This window comes from Terricaulis silvestris (assembly GCF_009792355.1).
Taxonomy (GTDB): Bacteria; Pseudomonadota; Alphaproteobacteria; order Caulobacterales; family Aquidulcibacteraceae; genus Vitreimonas; species Vitreimonas silvestris.
The window spans coordinates 2,947,165-2,964,146 of the sequence record NZ_CP047045.1; the positions used below are offsets into that span (position 1 = coordinate 2,947,165).

General features: G+C 64.2%; 16 protein-coding genes. 6 read left to right on the plus strand and 10 right to left on the minus strand.

Translation table 11 applies throughout. The features are described 5' to 3' along the window. The first annotated feature begins 114 nt into the window (after positions 1-114). Genes DSM104635_RS15120 through DSM104635_RS15130 form a run of 3 tightly spaced genes read left to right on the plus strand, consistent with a single transcriptional unit; the run spans position 115 to position 4,475 of the window. On the plus strand, positions 115-2,193 hold the full coding sequence (locus tag DSM104635_RS15120; protein ID WP_158767008.1) for a 3-hydroxyacyl-CoA dehydrogenase NAD-binding domain-containing protein: 2,079 nt from the start codon (positions 115-117) through the stop codon (positions 2,191-2,193). Positions 2,194-2,196: 3 nt separating this feature from the next. Continuing rightward, positions 2,197-3,288 carry an acyl-CoA dehydrogenase family protein gene (locus DSM104635_RS15125; RefSeq protein WP_158767009.1) on the plus strand — a complete coding sequence of 364 codons (1,092 nt, stop codon included), beginning with the start codon at positions 2,197-2,199 and terminating at the stop codon, positions 3,286-3,288. Further along, positions 3,285-4,475: an acyl-CoA dehydrogenase family protein gene (locus DSM104635_RS15130; RefSeq protein WP_158767010.1), complete on the plus strand. Its 1,191-nt coding sequence runs from the start codon at positions 3,285-3,287 to the stop codon at positions 4,473-4,475. The genes DSM104635_RS15125 and DSM104635_RS15130 overlap by 4 nt, the downstream gene beginning before the upstream one ends. A gap of 3 nt (positions 4,476-4,478) precedes the next feature. Here DSM104635_RS15130 and DSM104635_RS15135 read toward each other — a convergent pair whose 3' ends face one another. Genes DSM104635_RS15135 through DSM104635_RS15170 form a run of 8 tightly spaced genes read right to left on the minus strand, consistent with a single transcriptional unit; the run spans position 4,479 to position 12,693 of the window. Beyond that, positions 4,479-5,408, minus strand: coding sequence for an SDR family NAD(P)-dependent oxidoreductase (locus tag DSM104635_RS15135; RefSeq protein WP_228445712.1), 930 nt, complete (start codon positions 5,406-5,408; stop codon positions 4,479-4,481). Positions 5,409-5,430: 22 nt separating this feature from the next. Further along, on the minus strand, positions 5,431-6,243 hold the full coding sequence (locus DSM104635_RS15140; RefSeq protein WP_158767011.1) for an enoyl-CoA hydratase/isomerase family protein: 813 nt from the start codon (positions 6,241-6,243) through the stop codon (positions 5,431-5,433). 18 nt (positions 6,244-6,261) lie between these two features. Beyond that, positions 6,262-7,485 carry an acyl-CoA dehydrogenase family protein gene (locus tag DSM104635_RS15145; protein WP_158767012.1) on the minus strand — a complete coding sequence of 408 codons (1,224 nt, stop codon included), beginning with the start codon at positions 7,483-7,485 and terminating at the stop codon, positions 6,262-6,264. A gap of 10 nt (positions 7,486-7,495) precedes the next feature. Then, the gene (locus tag DSM104635_RS15150) at positions 7,496-8,560 is read right to left on the minus strand and encodes an acyl-CoA dehydrogenase family protein (protein ID WP_158767013.1); all 1,065 of its coding nucleotides are present in this window, start codon (positions 8,558-8,560) and stop codon (positions 7,496-7,498) included. Continuing rightward, positions 8,560-9,375 carry an enoyl-CoA hydratase/isomerase family protein gene (locus tag DSM104635_RS15155; protein WP_158767014.1) on the minus strand — a complete coding sequence of 272 codons (816 nt, stop codon included), beginning with the start codon at positions 9,373-9,375 and terminating at the stop codon, positions 8,560-8,562. The genes DSM104635_RS15150 and DSM104635_RS15155 overlap by 1 nt, the downstream gene beginning before the upstream one ends. Then, positions 9,375-10,556 (minus strand): acetyl-CoA C-acyltransferase, encoded by a 1,182-nt coding sequence (locus DSM104635_RS15160; RefSeq protein WP_158767015.1) that lies wholly within the window; start codon positions 10,554-10,556, stop codon positions 9,375-9,377. Before DSM104635_RS15160 ends, DSM104635_RS15155 begins: the two co-directional genes overlap by 1 nt. Continuing rightward, positions 10,553-11,557: an acyl-CoA dehydrogenase family protein gene (locus DSM104635_RS15165; protein ID WP_158767016.1), complete on the minus strand. Its 1,005-nt coding sequence runs from the start codon at positions 11,555-11,557 to the stop codon at positions 10,553-10,555. Before DSM104635_RS15165 ends, DSM104635_RS15160 begins: the two co-directional genes overlap by 4 nt. Continuing rightward, on the minus strand, positions 11,554-12,693 hold the full coding sequence (locus tag DSM104635_RS15170) for an acyl-CoA dehydrogenase family protein (protein ID WP_158767017.1): 1,140 nt from the start codon (positions 12,691-12,693) through the stop codon (positions 11,554-11,556). Before DSM104635_RS15170 ends, DSM104635_RS15165 begins: the two co-directional genes overlap by 4 nt. 155 nt (positions 12,694-12,848) lie before the next feature. On the opposite strand from DSM104635_RS15170, the gene DSM104635_RS15175 reads away from it, so the two are divergent. From DSM104635_RS15175 to DSM104635_RS15185, 3 genes are read left to right on the plus strand one after another with little or no spacing between them, the layout of a single operon-like run. Next, a complete protein-coding gene (locus tag DSM104635_RS15175) occupies positions 12,849-13,619 on the plus strand; it encodes an enoyl-CoA hydratase/isomerase family protein (protein ID WP_158767018.1) in 771 nt (256 codons plus the stop codon). 3 nt (positions 13,620-13,622) lie between these two features. Then, positions 13,623-13,997: a Zn-ribbon domain-containing OB-fold protein gene (locus tag DSM104635_RS15180; RefSeq protein WP_158767019.1), complete on the plus strand. Its 375-nt coding sequence runs from the start codon at positions 13,623-13,625 to the stop codon at positions 13,995-13,997. Further along, positions 13,994-15,148 carry an acetyl-CoA acetyltransferase gene (locus DSM104635_RS15185; RefSeq protein ID WP_158767020.1) on the plus strand — a complete coding sequence of 385 codons (1,155 nt, stop codon included), beginning with the start codon at positions 13,994-13,996 and terminating at the stop codon, positions 15,146-15,148. Before DSM104635_RS15180 ends, DSM104635_RS15185 begins: the two co-directional genes overlap by 4 nt. Positions 15,149-15,164: 16 nt before the next feature. On the opposite strand, the gene DSM104635_RS15190 is transcribed toward DSM104635_RS15185, so the two are convergent. Next, entirely contained in the window at positions 15,165-15,971 is an 807-nt protein-coding gene (locus DSM104635_RS15190) for an IclR family transcriptional regulator (protein ID WP_158767021.1), read from the minus strand. Between the two features lie 104 nt (positions 15,972-16,075). Then, positions 16,076-16,915, minus strand: coding sequence for a GntR family transcriptional regulator (locus tag DSM104635_RS15195; RefSeq protein ID WP_158767022.1), 840 nt, complete (start codon positions 16,913-16,915; stop codon positions 16,076-16,078). Positions 16,916-16,982: the final 67 nt, after the last annotated feature.

Consider the following 16,982-nt stretch of genomic DNA (forward strand, 5'->3'; position numbering starts at 1 on the left):
CGCGCGTGTCTCAATCGTATGCACGATTTGTCCCAGCTTGCGGCGCCGGGGCGGCTTGGCGGGGGCCCGCTGACAGCTACACCAGGACGTGTTTGCAGCGGGAGTTCCAGACCAATGAGCGTCGATTATGCCATTGAGGGCGACGTCGCGGTACTGACAATCAACCACCCGCCGGTGAACGCGCTCAGCCTCGTCGTGCGCGAAGGCTTGAAGGCAGGCATCCAGAAAGGTCTCGCCGACCAAAACGTGAGGGCCATCGTCGTGCTTGGCGGCGGCAGAACTTTTATCGCCGGCGCCGATATCAGTGAATTTGGCACCGAGAAGAGCCGCCAGGGTCCGCGCCTACAGGATATCCAGCGCGCGCTCGAAACAAGCCCGAAACCAACCGTCGCAGCGATCCACGGCACGGCGCTCGGCGGGGGCCTCGAGATCGCGTTGGCGTGCCACTCGCGCGTGGCGGTCGCCAGCGCCAAGCTTGGACTTCCAGAAGTGAAGCTGGGGCTCCTGCCCGGCGCCGGTGGGACCGTGCGCACACCACGCCTCATCGGCGTCGAGGCCGCGCTCAGCCTCGTGACGTCAGGCGACCACATACCCGCCGCCAAGGCACATTCACTCGGCCTCGTCGATGCGATCATCGACGATCTGCGCTCAGGCGGCGTCGCCTACGCGCGTAAGCTTGTCGCGGAAGGCGCCCCGCCCCCTGTCATCGAGCGCAACGAAAAGGTCACTGGCGTCGATCCCGCCCTCTTCCGCGACTTCCGCGAGAAGACGGCCAAGAAGTCTCGCGGCCAGCTGGCGCCGGCTAAGATCATCGATTGCATTGAGGCAGCCTGCACCAAGCCTGCTGCCGAGGCGCTCGCGTTCGAAACCGCGGCGTTTCAGGAACTGTTCCAGAGCGACCAGCGCAAGGCGCTCATCCACTATTTCTTCGCCGAGCGCGAAGCGCGCAAAATTCCGGACATTCCGGAGAGCGTACAACCGCAAAAAATCGGCAGCGTCGCCGTTATCGGCGCCGGCCTGATGGGCGGCGGCATTGGCATGGTGTTCGCAAACGCCGGCATCCCGGTGACGCTGCTCGACGTCAGCGATGAGGCAGTCGCGAAAGGGCGCGGCATCATCGAGAAGAACTACGCGACCTCGGTCTCGCGCGGGTCGATGACGCAGGCGCGCATGGATGACGCGCTCGACCGCATGCGCTTTGTGACCAAATACGAAGACATCGGCCCGGTCGATCTCGTTGTCGAAGCCGCCTTCGAGGACATGGACCTGAAGAAGAAGATTTTCACCGAACTCGATCGTGTCATGCCGGACAAGACGATCCTCGGCAGCAACACCTCGTCACTCAATATCGACGAGATCGCCTCGGCCACCAAGCGCCCGGACAAAGTCGTCGGCGTTCACTTCTTTAGTCCAGCCAACGTCATGAAGCTTCAGGAGAACGTGCGCGGCAAAGCGACGTCGCACCAGACGCTGGCCGATGTCATGGCGCTAGCAAAGGACATCGGCAAAGTCGCCGTGCTCGCTGGCAATTGCGACGGCTTCATCGGCAATCGCATGCTGCAATACTATACGGGCGAGGCCGAGTTCATGCTCGAAGAAGGCGCAACGCCCGAGCAGATTGACCGCGTCGCGGAAAGCTTTGGCATGGCCATGGGCCCGCTTGCGATGCGCGACCTCGCCGGAATGGACACCAGCGTCCGCATCCGCGCCATCCGCCGCAAAACACTGCCGCCGGATGAACGCATGACCGACATCGTCGAGCGCTTGGTCGAAGCGGGCCGCTACGGGCAGAAAACCGGCAAGGGCTATTATCGCTACGAAGGGCGCACCCGCATCGCCGATCCGGAAGCCATCGCCATCATCGAAGACGCCTCGCGCGCAGCTGGCGTCAAGCGTCGCGCGTTCACCGATGAAGAGGTGCTCTATCGTCTCTTCTTCCCGATGGTGAACGAAGCCGCCAAGGAACTTGAGGAAGGGATAGCTATCCGCGCCAGCGATATCGATGTGGTGTGGGTCAACGGTTACGGCTTCCCCGCCCATCGCGGCGGCCCAATGTTCTGGGCCGAGCAGGTCGGGCTCGACAAAGTGCTCGACACGTCGCGCGAGCTTGCGCCGAGGCGCGGCGTCCGCTGGGCGCCGGCGAAGCTGCTTGAACGCCTCGTCGCCGAAGGCAAAGGCTGGTCGAAGGCCTGATCCATGGCGCTGAGCTACACGGCCGACCAAGAGCAAATCCGAAACGAGGCGCGGCGGTTTCTCGAAGACACTTTCGAGTCGGAGAAACAGCGCGAGCTTCTGCGCTCGCGCGGCAACTATGACAGCGCGCTCTGGAAAGCCTGCATCGACATGGGCTGGACCGGCGCTGGCGTTCCTGAAGACCATGGCGGCCTTGGCCTTAGCGCACTCGAAGTCTGCATCATCGCCGAAGAATGCGGCCGCGTCGTCGCCGCCATCCCTTTTCTCGCGCCAACTTACGCCGCCAGCATGGCGCTGCGTGAATTCGGCTCAGAGAAGCAAAGGTCGGAATTGCTGCCGCGCATCGCGACCGGCGACGCGACTTTCGCCCTCGCGGTCTTCGAAGACGAAGACGGCCTGCCCGAGGCGCCGCTAACAACGTTCCAGGACAATCGTCTAACCGGCCGGAAGATTGCCGTCGCCGGTGGTGGAGCGGCTTCGCACGCCATCGTGCATGCGTCGAACGCCATTGTGCTTGTCGACTTGACGGCGTCCGGCGTGAAACGCGAAACGGCCGACACGATCGACAACACACGTTGCGCGGCCGACATAAATTTCGACGGCGCTCCCGCGCAGACCCTCAACGCCAGCGACGCCTACGCGGCCGCGCTCCGCCTCATCGCCGTCCAGGCGACCATCGCCGCCTTCGAGCAGATCGGCGGCGCCGAGGGCGCCATGGATCGTGCGCGCGAGTACGCCAACACGCGTGAGGCCTTCGGGCAGCTCATCGGCAAGTTCCAGGCGATCAAGCACCGGGTCGCGGAGATGTATGTCACGATTGAACTCGCCCGCGGCAATGCGCTCCGAGCCGCCGCAAGTTTGAACAGCGGCGCCGCTGATTTCGTCGCGCAAGCGGGTGCCGCGCGCCTCGCCGCGAGCCACGCCTTCGAGTTCTCGGTCGCGCACGCAATCCAGACGCACGGCGCTATCGGCGTCACCTGGGAGCACGATCTGCATCTCTTCCTCCGCCGCGCCCGTGCGCTGGCGCTCGAATGCGGTGCGCGCCCGTTCTGGGAGGACGTGATCGTCGAAGCCCTCCAACGCGGTCGCGCATGACAACCACCGATCATCTCGGCACCTATCGCAGCAAGGCTCGCGCCTTTCTCGAAACGCATGCGGGTCAGTACGGCTGGGAAGCGCGCCGCAATCTGTCTCTTGCCGAAGAGGTCGCCCTCGCCAAACGCTGGCAAGGCGTCAAGGCCGCCAACGGCTACGCCGCCATCACCTGGCCCAAGGAATTTGGCGGCGCGGGCGGCACCGAACTAGAGAAGATAATCTTCTCGACGGAAGAGGCGCAGTTCGGCTTCCCCGCGGGCTTGCTGGCGATCACGCTCGGCATGCCCGTGCCGATGATGCTCCATCACGCCACGCCCGAACAAAAGCAGCGATACGTCCCGCCGGCGGTCCGCGGCGAAGAGATGTGGTGCCAGCTCTTTTCGGAGCCCGGCGCCGGTTCCGATCTCGCAGCCGCACGCCTCCGTGCACGCCGCGACGGCGACGATTGGCTGCTTGACGGCCAGAAAACCTGGACCAGCTACGCGCAGTTCTGCGACTTCGGCATCCTCGTCGCGCGCACCGATCCGGACGCGCCCAAGCACAAAGGCCTCACCTTCTTCTTCGTCGATATGAAGGCGCCGGGGGTCACCGTGCGGCCCATCAAGCTCCTGCACCAGCATGAGGACGTGAACGAAGTTTTCTTCGACAATGTACGCATCCCGGACGCGAACCGCCTCGGCGCCGTGAATGACGGTTTCCGCATGGCGATCCTCACCTTGATGATGGAACGCTATGTCGCCGCGGCCTCCGACGATGGCCCGCCACTCCAAGCGCTCATCGACCTCGCCAATGCACGCAAACTGCGTGGCAGGCCGGCCATCGAGGACGGCCGGGTACGCGCAGCGATCGCCCACGCCTATGCAACGCAGCGCGGCCTCTCCGCGATCCACGAGCGTGCGCTGGAAGAACTCACCGCGGGCCGTGAACCCGGCGCCGAGGGCTCAATCCACAAACTCGCCGCCGCGCGCGAGCGCCACGCCATGGCGACGCTGGCGCTTGATCTCATGGGTCCAAGCGGCGTGGCCTACGACTCTCACGCCAAGACGCGCACCGACTATATGATGTCCTGGATCGACGGTCCGACGCTGCGCATCGCCGGCGGCACCGACGAAATGCTGCTCAATACAATCGCGGAAAGGATTCTCGGCCTGCCGCAGGATCATCGCCCCGATAAAGCGCCGCGCTAAGAATTAGGCTTGGCCGGTCGCCTTCTGGATCATGTTCCAATAGTCCGTCCCGTCGCGCGGCACGCGCAGGTTGGCCGCATCGCGGATTACGCCCCAGTGCACGGCGACTTCCTCGGGCGTGTATTGGCTCAGCACAACGCCGTCGTTTACAGCCATCACTGTCCGGCTGATCCAGCCGCAGCCGGCGTTGAACACCTCTCCAGAACTCGGGCAGCTCTCGTGCGCGAGCGCCAGCACGAGTGGCGACACACGCCGCACGGACATTGCGTCCGACGCAGGATCATCTTCGCCAGCCTGCTCTCCTGGCATGCCTGCCGTCGCCGTCAAGCGTGTTGCCGCAGTGGGCGCGAGCGCGTTGATCTTCACGCCGCCCTTCGCGCCTTCGATCGCAAGCGTGCGCATCAAGCCCACGATGCCCATCTTGGCCGCGCAGTAATTGGCCTGGCCAAAGCTGCCGAATAAACCTGACGGCGACGTCGTCACCACGATCGTGCCGCCGCCATTCTCGCGCATCCAGTTGAACGCCGGCTGCACCGTGAAGAACGTGCCGCGCAGGTGGACATCGAGAATGATGTCCAGTTCCTCCAGACTCATCTTTGCGAAGCTGCGGTCGCGCAGGATGCCCGCGTTTGCGATCACCGAATCGACGCGCCCGTAGGCCTCCAGCGCCGTCTTGAAGATGTTGGCGCCGCCCGCTTGCGTCGCCACGCTGTCGAAATTCGCGATAGCCTGGCCGCCCTTCGACTTGATCTCATCGACGACCTTCTGCGCAGCGGCGGAATCGCTGCCTTTGCCATCGGTCGCGCCCCCCAGGTCGTTGACGACGACTTTACCGCCACGCTCCGCGATCTGCAGCGCATAGGCGCGACCCAGTCCATTACCGGCGCCGGTGACGATCACGACCTTGCCGTCAAATCGCATCGATTGCGTCATTCCGTGGCGTCTCCGTGCTCGATCAGGTTTGCGTGAATTTGGGTTTGCGCTTTTCCCGCGCCGACGTGCGTTTCTCGGCCGCATCCGCCGTGGATTGGCTAGCGAGCACGGCGCGGTTCTCCAACTCAATCGCCGCTTCGAGGCTGCCGGCGGCCTGGTTGAACCAAAGCGATTGCTTGGTCAGCCAGATTCCGATCGGGCTGTTCACCGCGATCGCGTCCGCCAGCGCCAACGCCTCGCTCATCAGCGCTTCGTCGGGAACGACCTTGAGCGCCAAACCGATGCGCGCAGCCTCGTCAGCGCCGACAGCGCGCGCGGTCAGCAACAACTCCGCCGCGCGCTGCACGCCCACCGCGCGCGGCAGCATATAGCTCAAGCCCAGTTCGGCCCCGGTGCCTGCATTATGGATCACGTTGACGAACTTGGCCGATTGCGCCGCGAGACATAAGTCCGCGGCCAAAGCCAGCGCATAGCCGATGCCCGCCGCGGCGCCGTTCACCGCCGCGATGATCGGTTGCGGCATCGCCCGCATCAGCGGCGGAATAAGGCCGAGCTTCGCCATCGTGAACGCGCCAGTCTGAATGCGCCCGAGATCCGGCGCCACCCACCCGGGTTTCGAGCCGCCGCGCGTGTCATGGCCGCTGCAGAACCCCTTGCCCGCGCCGGTGATGATGATCACGCGCGCCTTCGGATCGTGACGCACCTGTTCCAGCGCGCCGATGAAGGCTTCGTACATCGGGAAGTCGAACGCATTGAGCACGTCGGGACGGTTCAACGTGATCCGTTTCACCCCTTCGGCCGGTTCGTCCATTTGTATGGAAACGCTCTCACTCATAGTTCGTCTCCGTTGCGCTCAGCGCGGCAGGCCAAGCACACGCTCCGCGATCAAAGTCTTGATGATCTCATTGGCGCCGCCTGCGATGGTCCAAGAGTACGACCACATGAAATCCTGCAAGCGGTTTCCGGTCACATGCCCGCCGCCGGTCAGTGGCGGCGAATACTTTTGAGCCTCCAGCCCGCCCGCCTTGAGCCAGAAGTCGGTGTGCCGACGCAGCAGCTCAGACCATTGAACTTTGATAAGCGGAGGCAGCGAGGACGCGCCCGTCTCGGCGTTCGCTTCCAGCTCTCTTAGCATGCGCTGGATCATAAGCCGCAACGCCTGCAAGTCTCCGTAGTGCGCCACGAACGCTCGGCGCAGTTCGTCATCCTCCCACCACGCGGGCCGCGCCACACGCGCCGCCGCGATCTCGCGCTGAAAGGCGTCGTGCATACGTTCTGCTAGATCGAAAATGATGAGTCCGCGCTCCGCGGACAGCGTCGATTGCGCGATCATCCAGCCCGCGTTCTCAGCGCCGATAAGATTCTCAGCCGGAATCTCGACGTTATCGAGAAAGATTTCGCAGAACTCGCTTTGTCCCGTCATCTGCTTGATGCGGCGAACAGTGACGCCCGGCGCCTTCATGTCGAGAATGAAGTAAGAGATGCCCGCTTGCTTCTTCGGCGCATTCACGTCCGTACGCGCCAACAGCAAGCAATAATCCGCATGCGCGGCGAATGACGACCAGACCTTTTGTCCGTTGACCACGAAGATGTCGTCGCGCCGCTCGGCGCGCGTACGCAGACTTGCCAAATCCGACCCCGCGTTCGGTTCGGAGAAACCTTGACACCAAATCTCGCCACGCTCGGTGACGCCCTTGAGATAGCGCTCGCGTTGCGCGGGCGAACCGTGCGCGAACAACGTCGCCGGCAAATGGTAGAGCGAGATGACGAAAAGATCCGGGTTCGGCGCGCCGGCGCGAACCATCTCCTCCGAGACGATGACCTGATGGCGAAGCGTCAGCTCTTCGCCGCCCCAATCCTTTGGCCAATGCGGCGTCGCCAGCCCCACTTTCTGCAACTCATCGAACCACCAACGCTGGAACGCGAGGTATTCGCCTTCGGGTGCACCCGCCGAGCGTGCGAACCAGCCCTCAGGCACAATCGCCTGGAGCCACGCCCGCACCTCGGCGCGAAACGCGTCGAGATCGTCGCGATGCGCCATCGGGCTGAAGCGGCGGCTTTTGTCTGCGGGGGCCATTGTCATCGCCTCAGGCCGCCAACAACAAGCGCGCGGCCAAATCACGATGCGCGGCCGATCCGCCGAACAGCGCCTGGTTGAGCTTCGCGCGCTTCAGATAGAGGTGACACACATGCTCCCACGTGAAGCCGATGCCGCCGTGCAATTGCACCGCATCCGTCGCCATCGCCGCATAGACATCGCACGCTAGCGCCTTGGCCAGCGGCGTCAGCAATGCAACACCGGGATCGTTCCGCGCCCAGTGAGCTACGGCCTCTTGCACAAGCGCATCCGCCGCTTCGATCGCCACCTTGTGCTCGGCGCATCTGTGCTTCAGTGCTTGGAATGATCCGATCGGCTTTCCGAACTGCTCGCGCGTCTTGAGATACGCGACCGTGAGGTCGAGCACCGCCTTCGCGCCGCCGACGGAATCGCACGCGATCGCCAGGCTCGCGTGCGTAAGCACGTCGGACGCCACAATGTCTGGATCGGCGGTGAGCGCTGCGCCCTGCACGTTGTCGAACCGGGCTGTGGCGAGGCCTCGTGTGCGATCTACGAGCTCTTCAGTCTCAACCGTCACGCCATCGGCCGCAGCAAGCACCCATCGCGCTGCATCGCCCTCGCGCGCCGCCACAACCAACAACGCAGCGGCGTCACTATCCAGCAATTCACGCGCGTGACCCGTCAACGCGCCCGCGGCGAAGCGTGAGTCATCCCAGTTGGGCGCCACACCGCTTGCACTTAGCGCCGCCCCCTCGCCCGCCGCCAATCTTGGAAGCCAAGCCGCCTTCTGCGCGGCATCGCCATGCGCCGCAATGATCTCCGTGGCGATCATCGCGCCCATCATCGGCAACGGCGCGATCACGCGGCCAAGCTCCTCGTAGAGCGCCGCCGCCGCCGCGCGGCCAAGTCCAAGCCCGCCAAACGCCTCGGGCGTCATCAGTGAAAACCAACCGAGTTCGGCCGCCTTCGCGCACAGTGGTTCGCACCGCGCCGCGCCTGCATCGACATGCCGGCGGATATCGCCTGCCGCATCTTCGAGCACAGCCCGAAAGCTCGCTCGCAATTCTTCGATGTCGGCGTCCGTTTCGCTCATCAGAAATACGTCTTGTCGGGAAACTCAGGCGTGGATTTCTCGCTCACTGCCTTGATCGCCGCGCGCGATTCCGCGCCTTGGAAATTGATCATCTCCAGCGCCGCCGAAAGATCGAACACAGCCTGCTGCTGGCGTAGCCAATGATTTAGAACGTACTTCGTCATGCGCACCGCGGTTGGTGCGCTGCTGGCAAGCTTCTCCGCAACCTCCAGCGCCTTCGCCTGCAAGTCTGCCGCATCGACGGCAAGTGACACCAGGTTGTTCCGTTCGGCTTCCTCACCCGTCATCGTCTCATTAGTCAGCAGATAATATTTGGCCTTCGCCATGCCGCAGAGCAGCGGCCAGATCAGCGCCGCGTGATCGCCGGCGGTCACGCCGATGCGCACGTGGCCGTCAATCAGCTTGGCCTGTTTGGCGGCGATCGAGATGTCGGCGAGCAGCGCCACCGCCAGGCCCGCGCCAACAGCGGGACCATTTATCGCCGAAACGATCGGCTTCGAGGCGTTGACCATCCCCATCACCAGATTGGTCGCGCTGCGGAAGCTGCGCGCGCCTTCCTGGTTAGGATCGAGCGCCCCTCCTATCGGCATCGAGGCGAAATCGCCGCCGGCGCAAAACGCCTTGCCCGCGCCCGTGATGATCGAAACGCGCGCTTCGGGATCCGCATCGATCGCCGCCCAAACCCTCTCGAGCTGATCGTGCCCCTCGGCGTCTAGCGCATTCATTTTCTCCGGACGATTGATCGTCACCCGCAACACGTGCGGCGCGGGCCGGTCAAACGCGAGCCGGTCAAAGGAGGCGTAACGATCCACCATCACAAAACCTCAAAGAGAGCAGCTGCGCCCATGCCGCCGCCCACACACATCGTCACCACCGCCCACTTGGCGCCGCGCCTTTTGCCTTCGATCAGCGCGTGCCCGGTGAGGCGCGAGCCGCTCATGCCGTACGGGTGCCCGATCGAAATAGCGCCGCCGTCGACATTGAGCCGCTCGTTCGGAATGCCGAGCCGATCGCGGCAATAGACAACTTGCACCGCGAACGCCTCATTCAACTCCCAAATGTCGATATCGTCGATCTTCAGCCCCGCCCGCGCGAGCAGTTTCGGCACGGCGAACACTGGGCCAATGCCCATCTCGTCGGGTTCACAGCCAGCGACTGCAAAACCGGCGAAGCGTCCCAAGGGCGCCAAGCCGCGCCGTGTCGCCTCATCTTCGGCCATCACCACGCAAACGCTAGCGCCATCTGAAAGCTGGCTCGCATTGCCGGCGGTAATGAACGCATCCTCGCCCGCGACCGGCTTGAGCTTCGTGAGCCCTTCAAGCGTGGTATCGGGCCTATTTCCCTCGTCGCGTGCGAAGTGAAGCGTTTCCTCTCCGGTGATCGTTCCGGCCTTGTCGATCAACTGCTTCACAACATCGATGGCGACCATCTCCTGATCGACCCGGCCCGCGGCCTGAGCCGCGGCCGTCCGCCGCTGGCTTTCGAGCGAATACTCGTCTTGAACATCGCGGCCGATCTTGTAGCGCCGCGCGACGTTGTCCGCGGTGGCGATCATCGACCAATACAACTCCGGCTTGTGATCGTTGACCCAGGTGTCTCGTGCGTGGTGCCGATTGGCCTGGTTCTGCACCAACGACACGCTCTCCAAGCCGCCCGCGACGAACGTCTTGCCTTCGCCCGCCATCACACGTTGCGCCGCCAGCGCGATGCTTTGCAGGCCGGAAGAGCACTTCCGGTCGAGCGACATGCCCGCTACCGTCACCGGGCAGCCGGCGCGGATCGCCGATTGACGCGCGACATTGTTGCCGGTGGCGCCTTCGAGAAATGCCGCGCCGAGGATCACATCCTCCACTTCGCCGCCTTCGAGCCGCGCGCGATCTAGCGCCGCGCGCACGACGTGGCCGCCCATTTCAACGCCATGGGTGTTGTTGAGCGCGCCACGGAACGCCTTGCCGATCGGCGTACGCGCCGTGGAAACGATAAAAGCCGCACTCATGCCAGTTCACCTTTGCTATCGCCGCGCGCGGTCAAGAACGGCCAGAACGCCTCGGCGCCGCGCGCGCATACGTCCGCACCGAGCGTTTCAGCCCAATAGCGTTCGCCGCCGAACTCCGAACGCCACGAAACCAGCCGGCGTGTGTATTTGTGCAGATTGTGCTCCAGCGTGAAGCCGATCGCGCCGTGGACCTGGTGCGCTGTCGAAGCGCCGATGCTGGCGGCCATGTTCGCTCGCAGCTTCGCAGCCGCGATCTCGAAACCGCCGTCACCGCGGTCAATCGCCAACGCCGCGGCCTGCGCGGCGCAGTTCACGGCGGCCGCCTCTTCCGCGAACACCGCCAAGCTCTGCTGAACCGCCTGGAACTTGCCGATAGGCTTGCCGAACTGGCTACGCTCATTCGCATAGTCGATCGACATAGCGAGCGCCGTGTCGAGCGCGCCGGCGATTTGCGCGATGCGCACAAACGCCCCTACCGCGAACACGCTCATCTGCGCCTCGCCGCGCTCTATCGGGACGCCATCGCACTCCAGTACGTCTCGCGGTTCACCGGCTGGGTTCTGGCGCTGCTCGACACGCCCATCCGTTCTCGCGACGCGCGCGACCGCGCCATCAAGGTCGAACACAACCGCCCCCGCGTCGCGCCCCCATGGCGCCGCTTCAATCCGGCCCGAGAACCGTCCACGCGGATCAATGCTTCCTTTGGCGCGTGAGGCGATCGTGGTGACGCCCGCCACATCGGAGAACCCGGCGCTCTCGCAAAGCCACGCCGCGACAATCGCCTCTCCCACCGGCGCTGCAACAGCGTGCGCGCCGGCTAGGCGCATCACCGCGAACGCATCAACCCAATCGCCGCCGAAGCCGCCTCGACCTTCGCCGACAAGCAAACCATCGAGGCCGATCTCGGCGACCTTCGCCCACCCATCGCCGCCATCGGCGCGCACTAACTCGGCGAACAGACGCTCCGCGGTTTCGAGCAGCAGGGGCTGGCTCTCGCTCATCTCAGCCCCAATCCCCGCGCGATGATCCCGCGCAGAATTTCTCGCGTTCCACCGCGCAGCGAAAAAGATGGCGAAACTTGCAGCAAGAACGCCAGTGCCCGCGCGAAATCACTATCCGCGGCGAGATCGACGTCACTCGCGGCCTGCACCAATCGCGGCAGCGCCTGCTCGAAGCTGTTGCCAAGATCCTTGACGATCGCCGCATCCAGCGCCGGATCCTCCCCGCTCGCCAGCTTCGCAGCCGTCGATCGCGACATCTGCCGCAACGTCCACAACTCGGCCGTCAGCTGACCGATTAGCGCCGCGGCCGCCGACGCAGGGCTTGGTCCCGAGATCCGGATAAATTCCAGCAGCAGCGAGAGGCTTGAAAGATAGCGCTCCGGTCCGGAGCGTTCGAGCGACAATTCCGCCGTCACTTGCTTCCAGCCCGCGCCGTCATCGCCGACGCGCAAGCTATCGGGCACCAGCACATCATCGAGAAACACTTCGTTGAAATCGTGCCCACCGACGAGATCGATGATCGGGCGCACGCTGACGCCCGGCGCCTTCAGATCGATCAAAAACTGCGTCAACCCTTCCTGGCGCTGGCTATCCTCGCCGGTGCGCACCAGCGCGATCATGTAGTGCGCGTTGTGCGCGTTGGTGGTCCACACCTTTTGGCCGCTGATGCGCCAGCCTTCCGGCGTACGCCTGCCGCGCGTGCGCACCGAAGCGAGATCAGAGCCGCTGCCGGGCTCGCTCATGCCGATGCAGGTATAAAGCTCGCCGGCCGCCATGCGCGGCAGGAACTCTGCGCGTTGTCCTTCCGTACCATAGCGCAGCAGCAGCGGCCCGCCTTGGCGATCAGCGATCCAATGCATGCCAACAGGCGCGCCCGCGGCCAGCAACTCTTCCAGCACGATGTAGCGTTCGAGCGGGTGGCGCGCGCCGCCGCCATACTTCCTCGGCCAGATCATGCCGACATACCCGGCCTTGGCGAGCGCCTTGGTGAAGTCCGCGTCCGCAACCGCCCAACTGTTCGCGCGCGACGCCGCGTCAGCCTTGGGCTGATGCTTCGAGAGGAACGCACGCACCTCCTTGCGCAGCGCCGCCGCATCGACGGGCGGCTCAAACGGGCGGATGGAGAACGTCTGCACGTCGTGAAATTGCCCTCGCGTGCGATCCGAACAAAGCGATCAGAGCTCGCCCGCAGACGCTATCGCAGCCGCGATATGCCCTGCGCGTGGATAGCACGCCTGTCACGCCGTCGGCGAAGGTAGTAAGCACCAACCCAAGTCATTGGAGCCGTCGCATGGGCATTGAGTACAGCGTTTCCGAGGGTGTCGCGACCATCACGATCAACCGCCCCGAGCGGAAGAACGCAATTCTGCTGGCGATGCGCACCGACATCCAGCACGCCTTCGAGAAGGCTCAAGACGACGATGAGGTGCGCGCAATTATCCTCACAGGCGCTGGCTCTGACTTCAGCGCCGGCGCCGACATCAGCGAAATGGGCGGCGGCGGCACGCGCGGCGCGCTCATGCGCATGCGCCACATGCATCGCATGAGCCGCGCCGTGGCGATGACGAATAAGCCGGTAATCGCCGCCGTTCGGGGCGTATGCATCGGCATGTCCTGGTCGCTCGCGTTGTCATGCGACATGATCGTCGCGGCCGAGGACGCGCGCTTTCAGTTCGCGTTCCGCCATATCGGACTTGCGCCCGACGGCGGCGCCGCCTTCTTGCTGACGCGCCATGTGCCGCTGCAGCGGGCCAAGGAAATTCTCTACTCGGGGCGCTTCGTCAGCGGCGCGGAAGCCCAGCAGCTCGGCTTGGCGCTTTACGCACTGCCCGCCGATGACGTGTTCGCCAAAGCGCAAGAGCTTGCACAGGGCTTCGCGCAATCGCCCACGATCGCGCTTGGCATGGCGAAACGGCTGCTCGACGCCGCGCCCGCGCAAACTTTCGAACAGGCGCTGGATTTCGAAGCCAACATCCAACCGCTGATGGTGACGACCGACGATTTCAAGGAAGGCACAACCGCCTTCAAGGAAAAGCGCAAGCCCACCTATCGCGGGGGCTGAGCCGTGGCCGATGCAGGGCCGGACGAACAGTTTCGCGCCTTCCTGCGGGAAGGCCGCTTCATGCTGCAGCGCGCCGCAAGCGACGGGCGCTTTGTCTTCTATCCGCGCGCGGTCGCACCGGGCGACGGTGCGGCGCTTGAATGGGTCGAAGCCTCGGGGCGCGGACGCGTCTATTCAACCACGGTCGTTCGCAAGAAACCGCCTGAACCAAGCTACAACGTCGCCCTCATCGATCTCGCCGAAGGCCCGCGCATGATGAGCCGCGTCGAAGGCGTCGCGCCCGAGGACGTAAAGATCGGCATGGCCGTGCGCGCCAGGATCGTGGTCAGCGGCGATGAACCCTTTGTCGTGTTTGAACCAGAGGTCGACGCGGAATGAGCGACGCCTTCCCACGCGGACGCACCGCCATCGTCGGCGCGGCGACGTTCGGCATCGGCAAAGCGCCCGGCTTTGAGGCTTCCGACCTCGCCGCCAAGGCGAGCATCGCGGCGCTCGCGCAAGCTGGCCTGAAGCCGAGCGATGTAGATGGGCTTTTCTTCTGCCACCCCACCGACACGCTCGGCGGCCTCTCCTTCGCTCAATATCTCGGCATCCAGCCAAAATTCGTCGATAACAACCGCCTCGGCGGCTCGTCCTTCCAGGCCTATGTGGAGCTTGCCGCCTGGCTGCTCGCGGCCGGCGCGATCGAAGTCGCGCTCATCGCGTATGGCAGCAACCAGGCCACCGCATCCGGCAAGCTGGTCAACACCGTGCGGCCGATGACCTACGAGGCGCCCTATGCACCGCTCAATCCGGTGAGTTCGTATGCGCTCGCGGCGGCGCGCTACATGCACGAATTCGGCGCGCGACGTGAGCAATTGGGCGAGGTTGCGTTGGCTGCGCGCGGGTGGGCGCAACTGAATCCGGAAGCCTTCAAGCGCGATCCGTTGACGATGGAGACCTATCTCGCCTCGCGCATGGTCTCCGATCCGTTGTCGGTGCTCGATTGCTGCCTAGTCACGGACGGTGCCGGCGCCCTGGTGATGACGCGCACCGATCGCGCGCGCGACATCGCCGCCAAACCGGTCTTCGTGCTTGGCGCGGCAAGCGAAACAACACACCGCGAAATCGCTTGGATGCCCGATCTCACCACCACAGGCGCCGCGCGCGCCGGCGCCCGGGCTTATGCTCAGGCCGGCGTCAAGGCGTCGGACATCGACGTGGCTGAGACCTATGACGCGTTCACGATCAACACGATCTTGTTCTTGGAAGATTTGGGATTCTGCCCGAAGGGCGAAGGCGCGCGCTTCGTCGAGGGCGGGGCGATCGCGCCCGGCGGCGCCCTGCCGGTCAACACCCACGGCGGCGGTTTGTCCTGCGTTCACCCCGGCATGAACGGCATTTTCACGCTGATAGAAGCGGTGCGCCAGCTGCGTGGTGAAGGCGGAGACCGCCAGATCACCGGCGCAAAGCTCGCGCTGGCGCACGGCAACGGCGGCGTCTTGTCCAGCCAGTCCGTAGTGATCCTGGGCGCTCCAGAAACACTCTGAAGCGCCCAAACCCGGATCAGCCCATCATTTGCATCGGCACACGTTCCGCGACGCGTGTCGGCGCGTAGCGCTGCGCAGGCGCCTTCACCGCCAAGCGCGCGACCGCGCCGCGCAGCAATTGCACGAAATACTCCGGTTGAGTCTCGTGCTGCTCCTGCGTCAGCAGCATGCCGAGCGCGAGACCATCGTCCTGGCCGCCGTGCGAAAGCAGCATGGCGATCATGCGCCCGCCATGCTCGCTGGCGGTGGCGAAGCCTCGCCCGCTGGTTTCGTCACACTCTTGCGCGGCGTCCTCGAACGACACGCGCTGCTCTGCTTCACTCTCCGCGTTGATGCGATGCAGGAGCTTGCGCATGTAGTTGCGGTCCATGGATGCCAGCACCGCTTGGCCCATCGCCGAATGAGTGAGCGACGCCGCTTCGCCCTCAGAGACGTTCATTTGCAGCCCTGGCGGCGCCACAGCGTGAATGTACTGGATCTCGAGGCCTACGCGATTTCCGAGCACGACAGTCGTGCCAGCTTCGCGCGCGAGTTCATCCATCGCCGGCAGCAAACGCCCTTCGCGAAACAGATTGGGCTGTACCCAAGCGCCAAGCACGGCGACGCGCGCCGTCGGCCGATATGTTCTCGCGGAGCGATCGCGCGTGAGATAACCGAGCGCGACAAGGCAACTCAGCAGCTCAGACGTGCTCGACTGCGGGTAGCCCATCGAACGGGCGATATCCATCACGGTGGCCTCGGCGCGGCCGCCTCGGAAATACTCAAGCACTTCAAGCGCGCGCTGCGCTGACTTGATCTTCTTGGGGTCCAGAGACCGTGCCATTTTTTTCCTCCCATGGCATTTATTATGACGGCATGTTGTCATAACAACTCAAGGGACGGCAAGAGCTTTCGACAGATTTTTTGAATGGGGCGCCGTTTTTCGAACTAAACGATCCGGGGCTTCGCGACGAAGTCGATGGAATACCGGTACCGTTCGGGGTGGTTGCGCGCGACAATCATTTCTACCGGCGCGCCAGTCATGTCGTAATAGATCCGAGTCACCTTCAGCACCGGTGTATTTTCCTGCAAGTTCAAATACTTCGAAGCAATCGGCCCCGCGATGTCGGCCTCCAGAAACTGCTCGGCGCGCACAACCCGTGCGCCTGCTTTGCCCTCGACCATTCGGATCACTGGCAGCTTCTGGCCAACGTCGACGGGTTTGATCTTCCGCCCGATCGCCAAGGGCAGATAGAGATTGTGGTATCCGAGCGGGGCATCTTCCAAAAAACTTAGCAAATCCAAGCGCGTGCAGGCTTCTCCTGGCGCCAGGCGCAAGCCACGAACCGCCTCGTCCGGCGCTTGAATCTCCTGCATGGAGAGCACCTTCGTGGCCAGCGCGCCGGCCGAAGCCAGAAATTCGTCCAACGAACCCGACAAGCGCACGGACCGCACACCTGATTCCGGCGGCGGCGTCACAAATGTGCCAACGCCGCGGCGCTTGGTAATCAGCCCCTCGGCGATCAGCGTTTCCAGCGCACGACGCACGGTGATGCGGCTCACGCCGTATTCCCCACAGATTCGCTCCTCAGTAGGCAGCGCTTCGCCGGCCTTGAATTCACGCGCGTTGATGCGCTCGCGCAGATCCTGCTCAAGCTGATGATAAAGCGGAACCGGGCCGGGACTGAGCGTCATTTGCTTTCGCACGATCTTCTCGTCTCTCACGCCTGTAGGAGTGACTACGCTATCGCATGCCTCGCGTCGAGCCGACGTGCGCCAGCCATCCATCGCATCAGCGATTGGCGCTCCGACGCCAATCGCGCCAAGCTTGGCGCGATCATGCAACGAATTGGTG